Origin of the sequence: Pedobacter zeaxanthinifaciens, from assembly GCF_003313335.1 — a bacterium.
In the GTDB taxonomy this organism is placed as follows: domain Bacteria; phylum Bacteroidota; class Bacteroidia; order Sphingobacteriales; family Sphingobacteriaceae; genus Pedobacter; species Pedobacter zeaxanthinifaciens.
Window position 1 is genome coordinate 102,285 of record NZ_QMHP01000002.1, and the last position, 19,292, is coordinate 121,576.

At 39.1% G+C, this 19,292-nt stretch carries 12 protein-coding genes; 6 read left to right on the forward strand and 6 right to left on the reverse strand.

Annotated features, from left to right (window positions below; genetic code table 11):
* Nucleotides 1-2 precede the first annotated feature (2 nt).
* Entirely contained in the window at nucleotides 3-1,127 is a 1,125-nt protein-coding gene (mqnC, locus tag DUT68_RS03040) for a cyclic dehypoxanthinyl futalosine synthase (RefSeq protein ID WP_113635662.1), read from the reverse strand.
* Between the two features lie 966 nt (nucleotides 1,128-2,093).
* Here mqnC and DUT68_RS03045 point away from each other — a divergent pair.
* On the forward strand, nucleotides 2,094-3,332 hold the full coding sequence (locus DUT68_RS03045) for a M16 family metallopeptidase (protein ID WP_113635664.1): 1,239 nt from the start codon (nucleotides 2,094-2,096) through the stop codon (nucleotides 3,330-3,332).
* Nucleotides 3,325-4,599: a M16 family metallopeptidase gene (locus DUT68_RS03050; RefSeq protein ID WP_113635666.1), complete on the forward strand. Its 1,275-nt coding sequence runs from the start codon at nucleotides 3,325-3,327 to the stop codon at nucleotides 4,597-4,599. Before DUT68_RS03045 ends, DUT68_RS03050 begins: the two co-directional genes overlap by 8 nt.
* A gap of 47 nt (nucleotides 4,600-4,646) precedes the next feature.
* Here the strand turns inward: DUT68_RS03050 and DUT68_RS03055 are convergent, their stop codons facing one another.
* The 4 genes from DUT68_RS03055 to DUT68_RS03070 all read right to left on the reverse strand — a co-directional run bounded on the left by DUT68_RS03055 (nucleotide 4,647) and on the right by DUT68_RS03070 (nucleotide 11,128).
* On the reverse strand, nucleotides 4,647-6,542 hold the full coding sequence (locus DUT68_RS03055; protein WP_113635668.1) for a DUF3857 domain-containing protein: 1,896 nt from the start codon (nucleotides 6,540-6,542) through the stop codon (nucleotides 4,647-4,649).
* 1 nt (nucleotide 6,543) lies between these two features.
* A complete protein-coding gene (locus DUT68_RS03060) occupies nucleotides 6,544-8,532 on the reverse strand; it encodes a DUF3858 domain-containing protein (protein WP_113635670.1) in 1,989 nt (662 codons plus the stop codon).
* Nucleotides 8,533-8,776: 244 nt separating this feature from the next.
* Nucleotides 8,777-10,612: an outer membrane protein assembly factor BamB family protein gene (locus tag DUT68_RS03065; RefSeq protein ID WP_113635672.1), complete on the reverse strand. Its 1,836-nt coding sequence runs from the start codon at nucleotides 10,610-10,612 to the stop codon at nucleotides 8,777-8,779.
* 108 nt (nucleotides 10,613-10,720) lie between these two features.
* Nucleotides 10,721-11,128 carry a hypothetical protein gene (locus tag DUT68_RS03070; protein ID WP_113635674.1) on the reverse strand — a complete coding sequence of 136 codons (408 nt, stop codon included), beginning with the start codon at nucleotides 11,126-11,128 and terminating at the stop codon, nucleotides 10,721-10,723.
* 309 nt (nucleotides 11,129-11,437) lie between these two features.
* On the opposite strand from DUT68_RS03070, the gene guaB reads away from it, so the two are divergent.
* Nucleotides 11,438-12,910: an IMP dehydrogenase gene (gene guaB, locus DUT68_RS03075; RefSeq protein WP_113635676.1), complete on the forward strand. Its 1,473-nt coding sequence runs from the start codon at nucleotides 11,438-11,440 to the stop codon at nucleotides 12,908-12,910.
* 54 nt (nucleotides 12,911-12,964) lie between these two features.
* Here the strand turns inward: guaB and DUT68_RS03080 are convergent, their stop codons facing one another.
* Nucleotides 12,965-13,717: an SDR family oxidoreductase gene (locus DUT68_RS03080; protein WP_113635678.1), complete on the reverse strand. Its 753-nt coding sequence runs from the start codon at nucleotides 13,715-13,717 to the stop codon at nucleotides 12,965-12,967.
* A gap of 420 nt (nucleotides 13,718-14,137) precedes the next feature.
* Between DUT68_RS03080 and DUT68_RS03085 the strand changes: the two genes are divergently transcribed.
* The 3 genes from DUT68_RS03085 (at nucleotide 14,138) to cobA (ending at nucleotide 19,206) form a co-directional block, all read left to right on the forward strand.
* The gene (locus tag DUT68_RS03085; protein WP_113635679.1) at nucleotides 14,138-16,732 is read left to right on the forward strand and encodes a TonB-dependent receptor; all 2,595 of its coding nucleotides are present in this window, start codon (nucleotides 14,138-14,140) and stop codon (nucleotides 16,730-16,732) included.
* Nucleotides 16,733-16,857: 125 nt separating this feature from the next.
* Nucleotides 16,858-17,451: an LOG family protein gene (locus tag DUT68_RS03090; RefSeq protein ID WP_113635681.1), complete on the forward strand. Its 594-nt coding sequence runs from the start codon at nucleotides 16,858-16,860 to the stop codon at nucleotides 17,449-17,451.
* 957 nt (nucleotides 17,452-18,408) lie between these two features.
* Nucleotides 18,409-19,206, forward strand: a complete 798-nt coding sequence (gene cobA / locus DUT68_RS03095) for a uroporphyrinogen-III C-methyltransferase (protein WP_113635683.1) — start codon at nucleotides 18,409-18,411, stop codon at nucleotides 19,204-19,206.
* Nucleotides 19,207-19,292: the final 86 nt, after the last annotated feature.

Genomic DNA, 19,292 nt, shown 5'->3' on the forward strand with positions numbered 1-19,292 from the left:
ATTTAATAGTTAATTACCTGCTCTTCCAATTGTTCAGGTAGCTCACGATAGTTGTATTTTTGCCCACGTAATTGAGGTTCAAATCCAGCTTCTTTAATGGCTTGTTGTATTCCTTTTGCTGTAAATCGGTGCGGCGCTCCAGCGGCCGATACTACATTTTCCTCAATCATGATAGAGCCAAAATCATTAGCGCCTGCATGTAAGCACAACTGTGCAACTGCTTTTCCAACAGTAAGCCAGCTAGCCTGAATGTTTTTAACGTTAGGTAACATGATGCGGCTTAGCGCAATCATACGCACATATTCATCTCCGGTAACATTGTTGCTTATGCCTCTCAAGCGTTTAAGTAAAGTGCCATCATCTTGGAAAGGCCAAGGTATAAATGCTAAGAAACCGTTCGCATCTGCAGGTTTTTCGCTTTGTACTTCGCGTATCCAAACCAAATGCTCAAAACGTTCTTCAATGGTTTCCACATGGCCAAACATCATCGTTGCCGAGGTGGTAATATCTAATTGGTGGCAGGCACGCATCACATCCAGCCATTCCTGACCGCCACATTTGCCTTTGGAAATTAAGCGGCGCACCCTATCATTTAAAATTTCGGCACCTGCTCCAGGTAACGAGTCAAGTCCTGCTTCTTTTAATGCTTTTAGCACTTCCGTATGTGATAAGCCTTCCAGTTTGGCAACATGGGCAATTTCCGGCGGACCTAAAGCATGCAATTTAAGGTCTGGATAAAGTTCCTTTAGCCTTTTAAATAGCGTAGTATAAAACTCCAAACCTAAATCCGGATGGTGTCCGCCTTGTAATAAAAGCTGATCGCCGCCGTACCTAAAGGTTTCCTCAATTTTAATTTTGTAGGTTTCAATATCGGTAATGTAGCTTTCGGCATGTCCGGGCCTACGAAAAAAATTACAGAATTTACAATTGGCAATACACACATTGGTTGTATTTACATTCCTGTCTATTTGCCAAGTAACCTTCCCGCTTGGAACCTGTATTTTTCTCAGTTCGTTAGCCACATAGGCCAAATCGGCTGTGCTGGCATTATGATATAAAAAAATACCTTCCTCTTTGGTTAAAAAGTCGAAGTTTAAGGCACGTTGCAATAATTCTTCCGTATTCATAACACAAATGTAAGTATAATTAGGCTTACAGGTATGGCAGTACAAAGCGTATTAACTAATTTTAACTTCTAAATTATATTTGATTTTTTGAAAAGCAGTTTTACCGCAATATTAGCTGTTAGTCCTGCTTTACGCTACAATCTTTTTGTTTTGGCTCTAGTTATCCCACGTTCGTAGAAATCTATTGCTCAACAGCTTAAACTTCCATATCCTTCACTAGCGTTCAGGATTCAAGCTATAACAAACAAAAAGGATTTTCACTTCAATCAGGTTTACTTACAAAATGCAGTGCATGGCAACTTTGTCAAAGCTTAATAGGGCAGTGCAAATTAGCTTTGACAAAGTGTGAGTGGCCTTCGGGGGAACTCAACATAGTTTAACAGGCAATTTGATGGGATTGGAACTTTGTCAAAACTCAATAGGTCAGTGCAAATTAGCTTTGACAAAGTTGTGGGTGGCTTCTGGGAAAACTCAACATAGTTTAACAGGCAATTTAATGGGATGTGAACTTTGTCAAAGCTGAATAGGGCAGTGCAAATTAGCTTTGACAAAGTTGTAAGTGGCTTCGGGGAAAACTCAACATAGTTTAACAGGCAATTTATGGGATTGGAACTTTGTCAAAGCCCAGTAGGGTAGTGCAAATTACAGCTCTTACGATTTAGATAGCTATGCACTATGCGGTTTGTTTATTGCAAAGGCTTAAGTAAAATAAACCCAATAGTAGCGGCAGCGCCCGGTGCAACCGGGACTAAAGCGGATAGTGGGACTAAAGATGCCATTTACTGCTGCCAAACATTTTCAAACGAGTATTAATTAGTATTTCAATTGGCTGTCATTTTTATGCTTACTCAACAGTATCGCAATTTCAAAATTCGATAATTAAGCTAATTTTCTACGGTTTCATCTTTACACTGGCTCAACAATATAACAATTTCGCAATCCAACAATTAAGCTATATTTGTTGCTATGGTAAATTTTAATCGTTTTACATTATCCAATGGCCTAAGAGTATTGGTACACGAAGACCCAACTACACCAATGGCCGTTTTAAATATACTTTATGATGTTGGTGCAAGGGACGAAGAGGAGGGACGGACAGGTTTTGCACATTTGTTTGAACACTTGATGTTTGGCGGCTCTGTTAACATACCTAGCTATGATGAACCTCTGCAAAGAGTAGGCGGCGAAAATAATGCGTTTACTAGTAACGACATCACCAATTATTACATCACTTTGCCAGCTGCCAACATTGAAACAGCTTTTTGGCTGGAAAGTGATAGAATGTTGAGCTTAGCTTTTTCTGAAAAAAGCTTAGAAACCCAGCGTAACGTAGTTTGCGAGGAGTTTAAACAGCGTTATCTTAACCAGCCTTATGGCGATGTTTGGTTAAAGCTACGTCCACTGGCTTACAAGGAGCACCCTTACCGGTGGGCTACCATTGGACAGGATTTGGCGCAAATTGAAAATGCGAAAATGGAAGACGTAAAGGCTTTCTTTAAGAAGCATTACAACCCACAAAACGCTATTTTGGTTGTTGGCGGTAATGTAAAAACCGATGAAGTGAAGGAACTTGCCGAAAAATGGTTTGGCCCCATTCCATCGGGTGATAAATATAACAGGGACTTGCCTAAAGAACCCGCACAAACGGAAGCTAGAAGTTTAACAGTAAATGCGAATGTGCCACTTAATGCCATATATATCGCTTTTAAAATGCCAGCACGTCTTGATTCAAACTATCAGGTATTCGATTTAATTTCGGATATTTTGTCGCAAGGGCAGTCGTCACGTTTGTTTAATAGCTTACTTAAGGAGCAGCAATTGTTTAGTGATATTAATGCCTATATTACCAGTAGTTTAGATGAGGGATTGTTTGTGGTTGATGGTAAATTGGTTGAGGGTGTAAGCATGGAAACTGCCGAGGCAGCTATTTGGAACGAGCTGCATAAAATTGCAACCGAGCTGGTAGACGAAAAGGAGCTAACCAAGGTGAAAAATAAATCGGAATCGATTATGGTTTTTGCCGAGATGAGTTTGTTGGATAAAGCAATGAACTTAGCTTATTACGAACTTTTAGGTGATGCTGATTTGTTGAATGTTGAAATTAACAAGTACCTATCTATTACTGCCGAGCAAATTAAAAGCGTAGCTGCCGATACGTTCAAAAAAGAAAAATCATCCACCTTATATTATTTAGCCAATGCTTAACAGAACAATGGCGCCTGCCTTTAAACAGGTAGCCGATATCAATTTTATTGCTCCAGTTAAAAAACAGCTTTCTAACGGTTTGCCTGTTTTTATTGTAAATGCGGGTGAGCAGGAGCTTGTGCGTATTGAGTTTATTTTTAACAACGTTAACTGGAATGTACAGAAACCCCTGCAGGCAATTGCAGTAAATGGTTTAATTAATAGCGGTACCGTTCAATTTAATGCCAAGCAAATTGCAGAGGCTGTGGATTATTACGGCTCATTTTTGCAAACCGAATACAGTGCTGATTATACCACTATAACTTTGTACAGCCTTACAAAGCACCTGCCAGCTGTGCTACCTGTATTATGGTCAATTTTAAATGAAAGTACTTTTCCTGAACATGAGCTGGCAATTTATAAACAAAATCAGAAGCAAAAATTACAGGTTAGCTTACAGAAAAACGATTATTTAGCCCGTAAAAATTTTGCCCATGCTATTTTTGGAGATACGCCTTATGGTTCGGACATTAACTTGGAAAGCTACGACCAGCTTACTAGGGAAGATTTATTAGCTTATTATCAGGCGGCATACCAGTCGGCCAATTGTACCATTATTGCTGCAGGCAAGTTTGATGATACAAGTTTTGGTGTGCTTGATCAGATTTTTGGTGGTACTTGGCGCAATCAAGCTGAATTTGCGGTTAATCAATTGGAGTTTTTAACTGAAGTTGGTAGGGAGCTTTATTTGGAGAAGCCTGAAGCGCTACAATCTGCAATTAGAATGGGTAATTTGAGCATTAACCGCACCCATGCTGATTTTCCTTCGTTACAGATTTTAAACTGCGTTTTTGGTGGCTACTTTGGCTCAAGGTTAATGGCTAATATCAGAGAAGATAAGGGCTATACTTACGGTATTGGATCGGGAGTTGCCTCGTTAAAACAAGCGGGTTATTTCTTTTTAGCAACTGAGGTTGGTGCCGATGTTTGTGGAAGTGCGCTTGCCGAAATTGAGAAGGAAATTGATTTGTTACGCACTGAACTGGTAAGCGATGAAGAGCTTGATTTGGTTAGGAATTACATGTTGGGCTCCTTACTAGGTAGCTTGGAAAATGCTTTTTCACATGCTGATAAGTTCAAAAACATTTATTTTGCAGGATTGGACTATAACTACTACGACAATTATATTCACAAAGTAAAAACCATTACCGCCGAAGAAATCAAAAATACGGCAATCAAATATTTGGATTGGAATGCAATGACGAAAGTTGTTGTTGGGAAGAAGTAAAACAAAACTGTCCAAGAAGATGGTACTTTTTGGACAGTTTTGATGTTTTATATTTTGTTGAGTATAGCTTTAGATTTATCTGCTTGTACTATCTTTTTGTAGAAGTCTACATACTCGCTGTATTTTTCAGGAGGGAATTTTTTAGACGTCATTGTTTGAGAACGTTTATAAGTGATTTTATTGCCCTGTTGACTAAACGAAGCACTGTATTCGCCAAATTCTGATACGAGCTTAATGTCTTTAGGTAAAAACTCTACCGCGAAACCTTTTGGCAGGGTATAAACAATCTCATCGTCATCATTGTAATCAAACGGAATAGCAAAATCTGTTTTCCTGTTGGTTATCTTTTCAGGAACTTGATCTTTTCTATTTACTTGATTTACAATTAGGAAAAGCTTGTCGCCACCTTTGCTGAGCAAGTTTTTGGTTTTAAACGCAATTTCTTCGTTAACTATTGGAAAATGTTTGTCGGGCTGTGTAATTTTTAATTGGTCTAGCTCGGTATCAGGAAATCGCAGCCTGTTTAAAACCCTTTTTCTGTATTCGCTGGGTTCAGCTAACAAAGCGCCAAGGTTATCTTCATATTGGGCATTGGCATAGCTCATTTTGATATTAATTTTTGCTAAACCATCATCGCTCAAATCAATTTCAGTTTTGCTTTTTTGATAATTCTCTAAGCTGCGGTATTTAGGTGTCCGGATAATTTGACCACCGTTTTCAGTTACCATGAGTACGTTTCTGTCTGAATTATCGTAGCCTATGTAGCCCATTGGGTAGTTTTGGCTAGTACATTCCAAAAACGTGGTGTCCTTGGCACTGGGTACTACCAAAATCATGTGATTGGCCTGCCCAATGCTGGAGTAAATTCGGTTAAGCTCTGGCATTCCGTTGCCAATTACCACCAAATTCGATTGAATTCCGGCTTCTTTCAGCAGTGCTTTCATGTAGTTGGACAGGGCTTTACAATCGCCATAATTTACCTGCGCTACCTTTTCAGCAATGATGGGCTTAAAGCCGCCAATACCCAATTGCACACTTACGTATCTGGTATTTTGCTGCAAATGATTGTAAAGAATCTGAATTTTTTCTTTTTCAGTCTTTGCATCTTTAATTAACGATTGTACCATCGTTTTTTTTGCTGCGGGCAGTAAATCTCCTTGTTCATTAAGCTTCGAAATCCAAGCACCCATACTGTTCCAAGAACTTAAATCTCCTTTCGAAGAATCAAATTCAAATTGGTTTGGAGCTATTTTAACCCAGCTAATGAGCTTGTCTAATCCAACGCTCAATGGTTCTCTGGTGTAAGCAGGTAAGTTACTTGCCGTCCAAGTGTAAACCATTTTATCTTTTACCAACGCAGAATCCGTTTTTAAATCTTTACTGGTTAATAATCTTACGTTTAAGTTGCTAGGCTTTTGAAAAGCATAGGAAGATTTTTCTGTGGAGATATGGTAACCCATAATGGATCTCCACGAAGGCAAAGTCAAAATGCCGTTAAAATCTTTGCTGTAGCTATATTCTAAAGTGTACGGATAGCTCAAGCTAACTACGTTCAATAGTTTAATTCTGTCGTCTTGAAATATGGTATAGTCTGAGGCCAAACTCTGATCTCTAAAATCAGAAGATTTAAAATCTTTTATTTTCTTGCCAAAAGCATCGTACAAGGTTGCTTTGATGTTATACAGCGTCGAAAATTTATCATAAACCTCAGCAAATTCGGCATAAGTATCTCCGGCTTTGTTAAGTACGGTAATTGCTACTTTGTACCTCATGGTGCCTGAACCAACACCTCGGTAATCATAAAATTTTTCCTCGTTTCTAACTACTGCAACGGCGTCTTGTTTTAGTGCATCAGGTATTTTAGTGGTATCATAAATATTTTGAGACCAAGCAGCGCCAGCAGTTAAAAGCAGGGTAGCCGCTAAATAAACTCGTTTCAACATCTTATGATTTCTTTTTAAATACAATTTGTTCTGCTTGTCTCTCAACAATTACTTTAAAAAGCTCCTTAATATCAAAATACTCCTCTGGAGCAAATAGCGCTTTATTAATTTCAATCACGCTTCTAACAAGAATTGTTTTATCCTGCGTTACGTAGCTAATAGAGAAAGAACCTTTGTTGTCAGGAAGTTTATATACCCCGCCCTTAGGTAACTTTTCAATCTCATAATTATCTGGAAAAGTAATAGTGCTGCGGATGCTTTCCTTCATTGGATATGCAAAGTCAACAGGGAATAATCTGTTTTCAAGTTTGAAGAAATTACTTTTTGTGCGTTCGTATAAAAGCGGATTTACATACAAATTGCCGCCAATCTCTTCTACGTTATCCTCAATGGTTACATTAATTTCTTCGCTTAAAATCTCATTTAAATCATTAAGATTGTTGATTTTGTAGGTGTCGATTTCTAAACCTTGCTTATCTTTTTTCAAGCCTTTGATAAATTCACTTTCGCTAGGGTTAGCACGATATCTATTTCTTAAAGATAAAGCGCCATATCCTTTGTAATACTGAAGCATAGTGCCTTTAAGCTTGTTTTCATTGTTTAGTACAAGGGTGTAATTATAAGTTTTTTCATCACCAAAAATAGGTTCAGTTGCTATCCATCTTCCAGTTTCGGATTGCAAATCCACTGAAAATCCCTGATGGTTAAGGTTTTCGTAAGATACCATCCCTAAAAAGTGATCGTTATCCGTAGCGTCAAGTATGATATCTTTACCGCCAACATTTACATGCGCTAACACGTTGTTGAACTTCGTGATTTGTGGGTGACCAGGATGTTGTCCATTTTCCCTGGTGCTAATTAATAGAGGGCTAACATTAATTTTAGCCTCCTTTAGCAAGCTTATTAAAACAAGGTTGATATCTGCAGATGAACCAGATTTTTTATCCAAGATACTTTTAGGATTGGTTTCGCCGCTGTACATGCGATAACTATCGTTCCATTTGATGTTGTTTTTTACATAGTCGAAAATTAAGCCCACTATTTTTAAGCTGTCTTTTTCAGCTTTGATAATGTTAGGAAGCAATTGTTTTGCTGCCGAATTCTTCTTTATAAAAAGTCCAAAATTCTCGTCATCAGCCAAGCCCTTGATGATTTTAGGCCATGTGCCGGTATAATCTCTGAAAATATCGTTCGGATAACGAGTACCCATCAGCTCAAATTCTACTGCGGTAATGTAGTCGTCCATTGTGGTGATAAAAGGTTCCTTTTTAATTGCAGGAACTTTTTCCATGATGTATTGCATGTACTTAGCAGTGGATGTTATGCCACTCACGTAATGGGCGTTAACCATTTCATTTTTAGTTTGATTTACTTTGTAGTAACCATTGTATGATGGTTTGTAAACCAAATATTCAGGGATTTTCACATTATACTCTGAATACAATGTTGGGATATCGCTCTGAAAAGACCAGCCCCTTAAGTTGAACGTATAGTTGGAGCGAATGGCATATTTGTATTCGATGATAGAGCCTTCTTTAACGTTGCCTAAGGTGTATTTTTTAATCTGATAGTTCTTGTTGAACTCTTCAGTAAACTTTGAATCTCTACCTAGCTTGGTAATCACCATCTTGCCATCTTCCATGTTGTAAGTGGCAGCATCCATTCTAAGTAAATCTTCTTTGTAATTAGAATTTCCTTTGTACAACGAAATTTTAAAGTCGGCTAAATCGTAACTGTTTTTGTTGATTACCTTATAACGCACATGCCTTTCAAATACATACACAAATCCATTATTGTCGTTATATTCAAAATAACAATCGCCTACGTCAAATAATTTAACTGCTGAAGCAGATGAATCTTGACCAAAAGCAACGGTTTTAAATTCTTCTGGAGCAATTTTACCAAACTTGAATTCTTTTTTTTGAGCGAGAGCAGAGAGGGATAGGCATAGCAACCCCATTAATAGGTAGGTAAAGCGTTTAATTAGCATAGTTTGTTTGTTTAAATCACAATAATAATAAAGAAATTTTGCTTAAAAAAGATGGTAGCTGCGATATGAGGCTTAATGTGGTATTTTTCTTACAACTATAAGGAGATGCGTTGCGATGCATAGTGTAAAAACATAGGCTTCAACAATGAATTTCGCCTAACTTATTTTGTAAGTAATAAGTTTATTACATTAAAAGGTTTGGTTTTAAATATTGAAATCTACCTCATGGTAGGAGGAGTAAATGTTATTTGCTGGATTTTAAAAGCGCTATTTTTCCGTCCATGGTACTCATTAAAACGGTTTTATCATCCATAACGTTGAAGGTATTAACCATGGAATTATCAAGTTTGTAAGCCCAAATAATTGCTTTATTTATAGGCGAAATGCAATACACTGTACCGTTTTTAGTTCCGAAGAATAGCTTTCCATTTTTTTCAATCAAATCCGAAGGGGTATGTTCGTACCCATAACCTACGTTCATTTTCCAGGCTATTCCCTCATCACTACGAGTGGTTTTGTAAGCAACAATTTCATCTTGCATGGTTTTGCCGTAAACCAAGCTGCTATCTGCAGATAAACCGATTGACTCCCTTACTTTTGCCTCTGCATTTCTCCACAGTGTGTTTCCTGTGTTAGCATCAATTGCGGTTAATACCCTATCAGGTGCTGCAATATAAATAGTGTTTTTTACACCAATAGGGGTGGCCATAGCTGGCGAAAACATCCTATTGCTGCTGCCGTTATTCCATTTCCAAATTAGATTTCCGGTAGTGGTTTCCAGCGCATAAAGGTGGCGACCCCAAGAGCCGAAGATGATTTTATTGCCATAAATTAGCGGCTTGCCAACTATAGTGCCTTCAACATCTTTAAACTGCCATTTTAATTTTCCCGTTCTTAGGTCCAAAGCGTTAAAAGTATTGTCGCTAGCGCCAATAAAAGCTACCTCATTTTGAATGATAGGAGAGCCTAACACTGATTTCTGTGCAGCGGTTTTCCAAACTATTTTGCCATCTTTTAGATTGAGTGCATACACGTGGCCATCACCTGAACCAAAAATTACCATTTTGCTAGCGGAAATAACTGGAGAGGAATAGATAGCACCTTTAGTTTGAAACTTCCAGATTTTTTTGCCCGTTTTGATGTCCAGCGCCTCAACTAAACCAAGGCTGTTCCCGAAAACAACTAAATTATCGCTGTAAGCGGGCGTATTCACCACATTTGCGTCTGAATGGTAAGTCCATACTGCTTTTACATCGCTATATTTTTTGTTGATGTCTAAGTTGGGTCGATCGTAAGTTTTATTGTCGTTTTGAAATGTTTTGAGCGCAATTTTTCTCCAAGTTGGTAGCATTTCACCATTGGGTTTTCTTGTTGTAAAATAAACGGTGTCACTCATCATGTTCACAATGTTATAACCGCCAATGCTGTCTTTAGCTCTTAAATTGGAACGACCCATAGTTCCTGCTATTCCTTCAAAATTGTAAGCTTTGTTTACGTGACCGTGGCCACAAATGGCATACTGAATATTTTTGTTTTTTAACTTGTCAACTGCCTCGTACCAATTGTCTAAACTATTATCGAGCGGGTAATGGTTAATGTAAATGATGGGCATTGATTTTGGCGTTTTACGTAAGAGGCTATCCAACCAAACGGTCGCATCACGTGGAATATGCCCGTCGCTCATACGCACATACGGACCAGAGGCGCAAGCAATAAACCGATAGCCGTTGTAATCGAAGGTAAATTTGTCGCTCCCAAATTCTTTGATGAACGATACACCGCCAGATTCAGACCATCCCGTATCGTGATTGCCAGGGATGACGTAATATTTTTTGTTTAAGCCTGAGAGAATTTCTTTTGCCAGCTTGAGTTCCTCGTTGGTTCCCATTTCGGTAACGTCGCCTGTTACCACTACAAAATCAATGTCTTTTTGACTGTTGATGTCTGCTACTGTTCTTCTTAAATCTTCCTCGCCCGTTGCGGTGCCAACATGTGTATCGGTTACGAAAGCATATTTAAAGTTTTGAGCACTACAGAAAGTGGCCAACAGTATTAATGCTACGAAAGAAAGAAGCTTCATTTTTAAAATATTTTAATATTAAAATGAAGTTAGGATAAATATTTATTATAGAAGAATTCTATCGTTATTTTAACGTAGATAATTAAATTTTCCATGCTGACTTAGTTTTCATCGTACTAATTTTGGTTTCCCATTTTCACAAGTAATGCCCTTGGGAGGCATAAGGAATGTACAATCGGAAGCTACATTCCATTTTTTATTGTAATTGCCTTGATATTGATTGTATTGTGCTACTAAACGTTCAAAGGAATACATGTCGATACTAGAGCTATAGGCTAAATAAGCAAAGGGCCCGCCGCAAGCTTTTGAACCAACTGCAATGTATTTCAGTTCTTGGTTGCCGTTACAGGTACTAGTTTCTGCCATGGCTTGTATTTCTGCATACATTTTCTCCAGCTTTTTTTGTTCGCTGGCCTGATCGTCTTTTTTACATGCTAAGGTTAAGATACTGGAGCATATTAAAATCCAGATTAACTTGAGGTTAAAAGTGTTCATTGATTTTAGGTTTAGTGCCATTACGATTTTAATTTGTGAAACGCTACAGGTTGCTGGAAATAGTTGTACTGTATGAAGTAAACCAAACCTGATTGAAATGGAAATCCTTTTTGGTTGCAACAATTGATTCCGATGCTTTGGTGGCTTACAGCAAGCAGGGCAAATTTGATGAGCAGCGCAGTGTTTACAAAAAGATTGAAATGTAAAGCAGGACTGTATTAGCCGATGAAATGGAGCAATAGCTTTACCAAAATATAACAATACTAGTTTCATTTTAACCGGAAATAGTGTATCTTTGCCCGGCAAATAATAATTCGTAATTTATTTGCTATGCAACTCGACCCCCAAAAATTTATTGCTTTAGGTTTAACTTATGATGATGTGCTTTTGGTACCATCGTATTCTGAAATTTTACCTAGAGATGTTAACACCAGCACTTTTTTAACCAAGAAAATTCAATTGAATGTTCCATTGGTTTCAGCGGCCATGGATACCGTAACTGAAGCTGAATTAGCCATTGCTATTGCGCAAAATGGTGGTTTGGGAATGCTTCATAAAAACATGAGCATTGAGCGCCAAGCTGAGGAAGTGCGTAAGGTAAAGCGTTCGGAAAGTGGAATGATCCAAGATCCTGTGACTTTATTGGAAACCTCGGTAGTTGCCGATGCTTTTAAAATTATGAAGGAGCATAAAATTGGAGGTATTCCGGTGGTGACTTCGGACAATAAATTGGTGGGTATTATTACCAATAGGGATTTGCGTTTCCAAAAAGACATGAGCAAACCCATTGCACAGGTAATGACTAAAGAGAACTTGATTACTGCACCTGAAGGAACGACGTTGAAACAAGCAGAAGAAATTCTGCAAAACCATAAAATTGAGAAGTTGCCAGTAGTTGATGGCAATGGCTTCTTAAGCGGACTGATTACTTTTAAAGATATTCAGAAAGTTAAAAATTACCCTGTAGCTTGTAAAGACGAGAAAGGTCGTTTACGTGTGGGTGCTGCGGTTGGTGTAACTGCCGATACCATGCAGCGTGTAGATGCCTTGGTAAAAGCGGGTGTGGATGTAATTGCGATTGACACGGCACATGGCCACTCGAAAGGTGTAATTGATAAGCTGAAAGAAGTAAAAGCCAAATATCCAGATTTGCAGGTGATTGCTGGTAACATTGCAACTGGTGCTGCTGCTAAAGCTTTGGCCGATGCGGGCGCTGATGCAGTGAAAGTAGGTATTGGACCGGGTTCTATTTGTACTACGAGAATTATTGCCGGGGTAGGGGTGCCTCAGTTGTATGCAGTTTTTGAATGTGCCAAAGCTTTAAGGGGTACTGGTGTGCCTGTAATTGCAGATGGCGGTATTAAACATACGGGTGATATTGCAAAAGCAATTGCTGCTGGCGCAAGTACGGTGATGGCTGGTTCGTTGTTTGCCGGTGTAGAGGAAAGTCCGGGTGAAACGATCATTTACGAAGGACGTAAATTTAAATCGTACCGCGGAATGGGTTCTATTGAGGCAATGGAGCAAGGCTCTAAAGACCGTTATTTTCAGGATGTGGAAGACGACATTAAGAAGTTAGTGCCCGAGGGAATTGTTGGTCGCGTGCCTTACAAAGGAACTTTGGCCGAGGTAATGTACCAGTATATTGGTGGTTTACGTGCCAGTATGGGTTACGTAGGAGCTGCTTCGATTGATAAATTGCAGGAAGCGCAATTTGTGCAAATTACGGCTGCAGGTATGCGTGAAAGTCACCCACATGATATTACCATTACTAAAGAAGCACCAAATTATACCAGTAAGTAATGAGGTAAGCTAATTGATATTTACGGGGCATTCTTTTTTAGGATGCCCCGTTTTTTATTTTACTACGGAGATTCCAGCATCAACTTTTAGGTTTGTGCCATGAATGTAGGATGCATCATCCGAAGCTAAAAATAGCACCGCTTTTGCAATTTCATCTGCATCGCCGAATCTTTTGAAAGGAATAGATGGTGTAATGCTTTCTATCGTCTGTTCGATGGCATCATCACTTAAGCCGGTGTTGCTATAGATGTTGGTTTTGATGTGCCCAGGACTTACGCCGTTAACTCTAATGCCCTTGTCGGCTAGTTCCGAAGCAAAAGTTTTTATGAACGAGGCTACCGCCGCTTTTGCTGCCGAGTAAACAGAAAAGTTACTGATACCGAATTCGGTAACAAAGGAGGTGTTAAATACAATGCTATCGCCTTTTTGCATGAGCGGCATTAGCTGCTGTACTGTAAAAAACGGGCCTTTTACATGCAGGTCAAAAAGTTCATCGAAGTGCAGTTCATCTGCATCGGCAATGCTTGAAAATTTCCCGTAACCTGCATTTAAGAAAAGGAAATTTACATGGGTGGTATAAGTGGCGATGCGCTGTCGTAGTTGATGAATTTCGTTCATATTAGCGGCATCAGCTTTAAAGCCCTGGGCATTTTTCCCTAAAATTTTTAACGCATTGTCAACGGTTTTTTGGCTCCTGCCCGTAACAATTACTTTTCCACCTTCCCTGATAAACCATTTGGCAGTTGCTAGTCCCATGCCGTTGGTGCCACCGGTAATAAAAGCTACTTTGTTTTCAAATCTCTGCATAATTTTATGTTGTTATTGGTGCAAATTTGATTTAAATGAGGCTTTCTTAAAATCCGAATGTTGCTAAGTTAATTTGAGCGATGGGGTTTTCCTTCGTAGAAATATGATGATAGTTTTATCAATCAATTTCGATTTAATATGTTGATAATCAATTGATAGTATATTTGTTTCAAGTTGCGTGATGCTGATTGCGGTTTTGATACTGACGCTTATTAAACGGCTAATCATCTAATTTTTTTAGAAAATAAAATTTTGAATAAGATAAACTTTAATATATTTGTCTACTAATTCTATAGATTTAATATAATTTAAAATTTTTGACATGAAAATTTCTTTACAATCCATGTGTTGCTGTATGATGAAAAACTCGCTCCAATATTTAAAAATTCCCATACAGTAACTCAAAATTTATTTAAAACAATGAAAATCAAACTTTACCCCATCAATATTTATCAAACTCTACTATTAGTTTTTACGCTTATTGCTATTTCTGCTAGCGCATTTGCACAAGTTACCCTTAGTGGTATTGTTAAAAGGGCCGACGGTACAGAAGTGCCACATGCTACGGTTAAAATTAGAGGCACTAAAATAGCTACCAGCGCCAATGAAAAAGGCGAATTCAAAATTAGTCCTGCACCTGAAGTTCCTTTTTATCTTCAAATTAGTGCAGTAGGTTTTAAACCACAAGACTTTCAAGTATTGCAAATTAGTACTGAACCTTTAGTACTTACCTTGGTTGAAGATGCACAGCTGGATCAAATTGTAGTAACTTCCAGAAGGCGATCAGAAGTGCTGCAAGAAGTGCCTATACCAATTACCGTTATTGGCGGGCAAGCCGCAGAAAATGCTGGTGCTTTTAACGTCAACCGATTGAAGGAATTGGTGCCTTCGGTACAGCTTTATGCTTCCAATGCCCGTAACACCACATTAAATATCCGTGGTTTGGGTTCTACCTTTGGCTTAACCAATGATGGGATTGATCCCGGGGTTGGATTTTATGTGGATGGGGTGTACCATGCCCGCCCAGCTGCTACCGCAACCGATTTTATTGATGTGGAGCAAATAGAGGTAATTAGAGGCCCACAAGGAACTTTATTTGGTAAAAATACTACCGCTGGTGCGTTTAACATTACTACCAAAAAACCAAGTTTTGTGCCTAGTGCAAAAGTGGAGTTAAGCTATGGCAATTACAATTTTATTCAAGCAAAAACATCGGTTACTGGAACTTTAGCCAAAAACTTGGCAGCAAAAATATCCATTTCGGGTACGCAACGCGATGGTACCATTTGGAACGTTTTGGAGGAGCGCAAATACAGTGGACAGAATAACCTTGGCGCAAAGGGACAATTGCTGTATCAACCCAACGAAAAATTGGAACTGTTGTTAAGTGGAGATATAAGCATTCAGCATCCGGCAGGTTACCCTTTGGTTGTTGCCGGAATTACAACTACGGAACGCAGCGCCTACCGCCAATATGCTAGGATAGTTGCTGATTTGGGCTATGCGCTACCTAAAATAGATCCGTTTTCGAGAGAAATTTATACCAATACCCCGTGGAGGCACAATCAGTCTATCGGCGGAATATCTTTAAATGCTGATTATAAAATTGGTAACGGAAAATTAACATCTACTACAGCTTGGCGGTTTTGGAACTGGGATCCTACCAATGATAGGGATTTTAGCCAATTTGCAGCCTTAACCAAATCACAGGGCAATAGTCGCCATGACCAATACTCCCAAGAGGTTAGATACGCTGGAGATATTACCGATAAATTAAGTGGTGTAGTTGGCGTTTTCATTTTGGGTCAAAACTTGCAAGGTTTAGATCAAACTGAAGAAGTTGGAAAAGATCAGTGGCGCTTTGTGCAGACTAGCAATACGGGAGCGCAGGCACAATATGCAACCCCAGGTTTATTGGATGGCTTTGGCATTCGCACAAACTCAACAATCAAATCGTTAAGTGCGGCAGTTTTTGCACAGGCCGATTGGGAAGTTTTAGAAAAGCTTCATGTGTTGCCGGGTATCAGGTTCACCTACGATAAAAAGGATGTGGATTATGATAGGCAAACATATGGCGGCTTGCAAACCACCGATGCTACCTTGCTCTCGCTTAAAGCGGCAGTTTATGCTAATCAACAATTTGTAACTAGCACTAATAATAACAACTTGTCTGGAAATTTAACGGTTTCATATCGTCCAAGCGATAAGCTGAATACGTTCGTCACTTACTCTACGGCTTACAAACCCGTAGGCGTTAATGTGGGAGGCTTGCCAACTACTTCAAACGGTGCGGCTGATCTTTCTGTAGCTGTGGTAAAACCAGAGTACGTACAGCACTATGAAATTGGTTTGAAAACAAAGCCTACTACAGGTGCAATTTTAAATGTGACCGCTTTTCGCAGTGATATCAAAGATTACCAAACCAACGTGCAATCGCCACAATTGGGTGTAAATAGGGGGTATTTGGCTAATGCTGAAAAAGTGAGGGTGCAAGGTGTAGAAATTGATGGGAGCTATCAAGTTGGCAAGTTTTTATCGCTTAACGCTGCTGTGGCTTATTTAGATGGAAAGTATGTAAGCTTTACTAATGCGCCATTGCCGTTAGAAGAAACTGGACATACCGAAAATGGTGTGCAAGTAGCTTTTAAAGATGCTTCTGGAGGTAGATTGCCAGGTATCTCTAAATGGAATACTTCGGGTGGTGCCGAGTTTAGTTTTGCGGGAAGCTTGGCAGAAAAGACCAGAAGATATTTCCTAGCTTCTGATATTTCTTACAGATCAGATTATTCTTCAAACCCAACGCCATCAAAAGTGTTGGTAGTAAATGGCTATACTTTAGTGAATGCAAGGTTAGGATTTAGATCTGAAAAGTTCTCGATTTTCGCTTGGGCCAGAAACATAGGGGATACGCATTATTTTGAGCAGTTGCAAGCCGCTGCGGGAAATGCCGGCTTATATGCAGGTGTACTAGGAGATCCGCGTACTTACGGTGCTACTTTAAGGTTTAATTTTTAAGGGATAGAGACTTGCAATGAGTGATAGCGGTGCAAGTCTTTAACTAACTTTTTATATAATGGCTGATGTTTTTACGTCGGCCATTTTTTATGATTTATTTTTTAGGGAGTTGCTATCTTAGCTCCATGGAAAAACTAAAATCACTTTGTGTATACTGCGGTGCAAATTTTAACGGTGATACTGTTTTAAAACAGGCAATTGTTGATTTGGCAAGCAAATTGGTGAACGAAAATATCAATTTAGTTTATGGTGGCGGTAGCGTAGGGGTAATGGGAGTTATTGCAGATGAGGTATTGAAACTGGGAGGTACCGTTACTGGAGTAATTCCGCAGTTTTTGATGGATAAAGAAGTAGGACACAAAGGGATTACCCAAATGATTGTTACTGAAAACATGCATCAGCGTAAGCAAAAAATGGCCGATTTATCCGATGGTTTTGTGATTTTACCTGGCGGATTTGGTACACTGGAAGAATTTTTTGAGGTACTTACTTGGCTGCAATTGGGCTTGCATGCTAAACCCATTGGAGTGTTAAATGTAAGTGGTTTTTATGATCCACTTTTTGCCCAAATGGATATGATGGTTCAACACCGTTTCTTAAAGCAAACTAATCGTGATTTGGTATTCAACGAAAGTGATGCCAGTATTTTAATTGAAAAAATGCAAGGTTTCTCGGCAACACCAGATGAAGTTTGGTTTAGAGATAGAAACTTGACTTAGAACTTTCGTGGACAGATTCGATTCTCGTCATTGCGAGGAGGAACGACGAAGCAATCTCTGAACGTGTTGGTTTTTGTTTGGGGAAGTTCTGGAAGCCCACGGGTTTAAAGTGCTTTTATCATTGAGATTGCTTCTCCGAACTATCGGAGCATGCAGTAAAATCGCAATGAGGTGTAAGGTTAGGATGTGTGATTATAGGCTATCTGAAGTTTAGCAGGTGCTTTATCATTGAGATTGCTTCGTAAACTCGCAATGACGTGTTGGGTTACAATTGCTATCGATTCTCGTCATTGCGAGGAGGCACGGCGAAGCAATCTCTTAATGTGTTGGTTTTTGTTTGAGGAAATTCTGGAAGCCCACGAGTTTAAAGTGCTTTTGGCTTTAAGATTGTTTCTCCGAACTATCGGAGTATGCAGTAAAATCGCAATGAGGTGTAAGGTTAGGATGTGTGATTATAGGCTATCTGAAGTTTAGCAGGTGCTTTATCATTGAGATTGCTTCGTAAACTCGCAATGACGTGTTGGGTTACAATGGCTATCGATTCTCGTCATTGCGAGGAGGCACGACGAAGCAATCTCTGAATGTGTTGGTTTTTGTTTGGGGAAGTTTTGAAAACCACAAGTTTTATCGATTCTCGTCATTGCGAGTAGGAACGACGAAGCAATCTATAGGATATTTGCAGCGGCCACGCTAATATCACTCTGCCAAATCGAAAATAATTTTGCTAACGGAAGTTAAATAGCCCTGAGCGACGCGTAAAGCCCGCATCCCGATGTAAAATCGGGAGAGGACTTGAAGCAAAGCGCAGGACCGTACGTTAATAAATGCACTTGACAGTGCGCTCCAAAAAAAAATAAATCGTTATTTATCAAATACTTGGCTATATTTTAAAATAAATACTACTAAATAGGTAGAAATTATATACATTTGTAGTGTTGATATTAAAAATAACCAGAAATGATATTATCGAAAATAGAGAAAAGCGAAATAGAACCTAAAATAACATTAGTAGGTGCTGGCCCTGGCGACCCAGATTTGTTGACATTAAAAGGCGTTAAAGCACTTGCTGCCGCAGATGTGGTACTTTATGATGCCTTGGTTAATGAAGCTTTGTTGAATTATGCACCAGAGAAAGCTATTAAGGTTTATGTTGGTAAAAGCTCTGACGATGAGTCGTTTTCTCAGCAACTGGTTAATAAACTGATGATTGACTATGCTTTGAATTACGGCCATGTGGTGCGTTTAAAAAGTGGCGATCCGTTTGTATTTGCTCGTGGTTACGAAGAAGTTCATGTTGCGGAATCCTATAATATTCCTACGGAAATTGTACCAGGAGTTTCCAGTGCTTTAGGTGTACCTGGTTTGCAAAAAATCCCGATGGTGTATGGCGATATGAGCGAAAGTTTTTGGGTAGTTACCGGCACCAACGCTAAAGGTGAAATATCACCTGATTTGTATGTGGCGGCAAAGTCAAATGCTACAATTGTGGTATTAATGGGCATAGAGAAAATTAAGGAAATTGCTTCGATTTTTAAATTAGAGGGTAAGGCAAATTTACCGGTGGCGGTTATCGAAAACGGCTCATCGGCCAAGGAAAATGTGGTAGTAGGTATTGTGGATACCATTGAAGAGTTAATTGAAGAAAAGAAATTAAGTTCGCCAGCGTTACTGGTATTTGGCAACGTGGTGTCGTTACACCCGCAGTTTAACGCCATACATGAGTTTTACGCAATTATGGCGCAGGAAGAATATTAAAGATTTATTACTTACAGTAATATTTTTGTTTGGTTGTGATTAGCTGGATCTTCGGGTCCAGCTTTTTTGTTTGCTGCCAATAATGT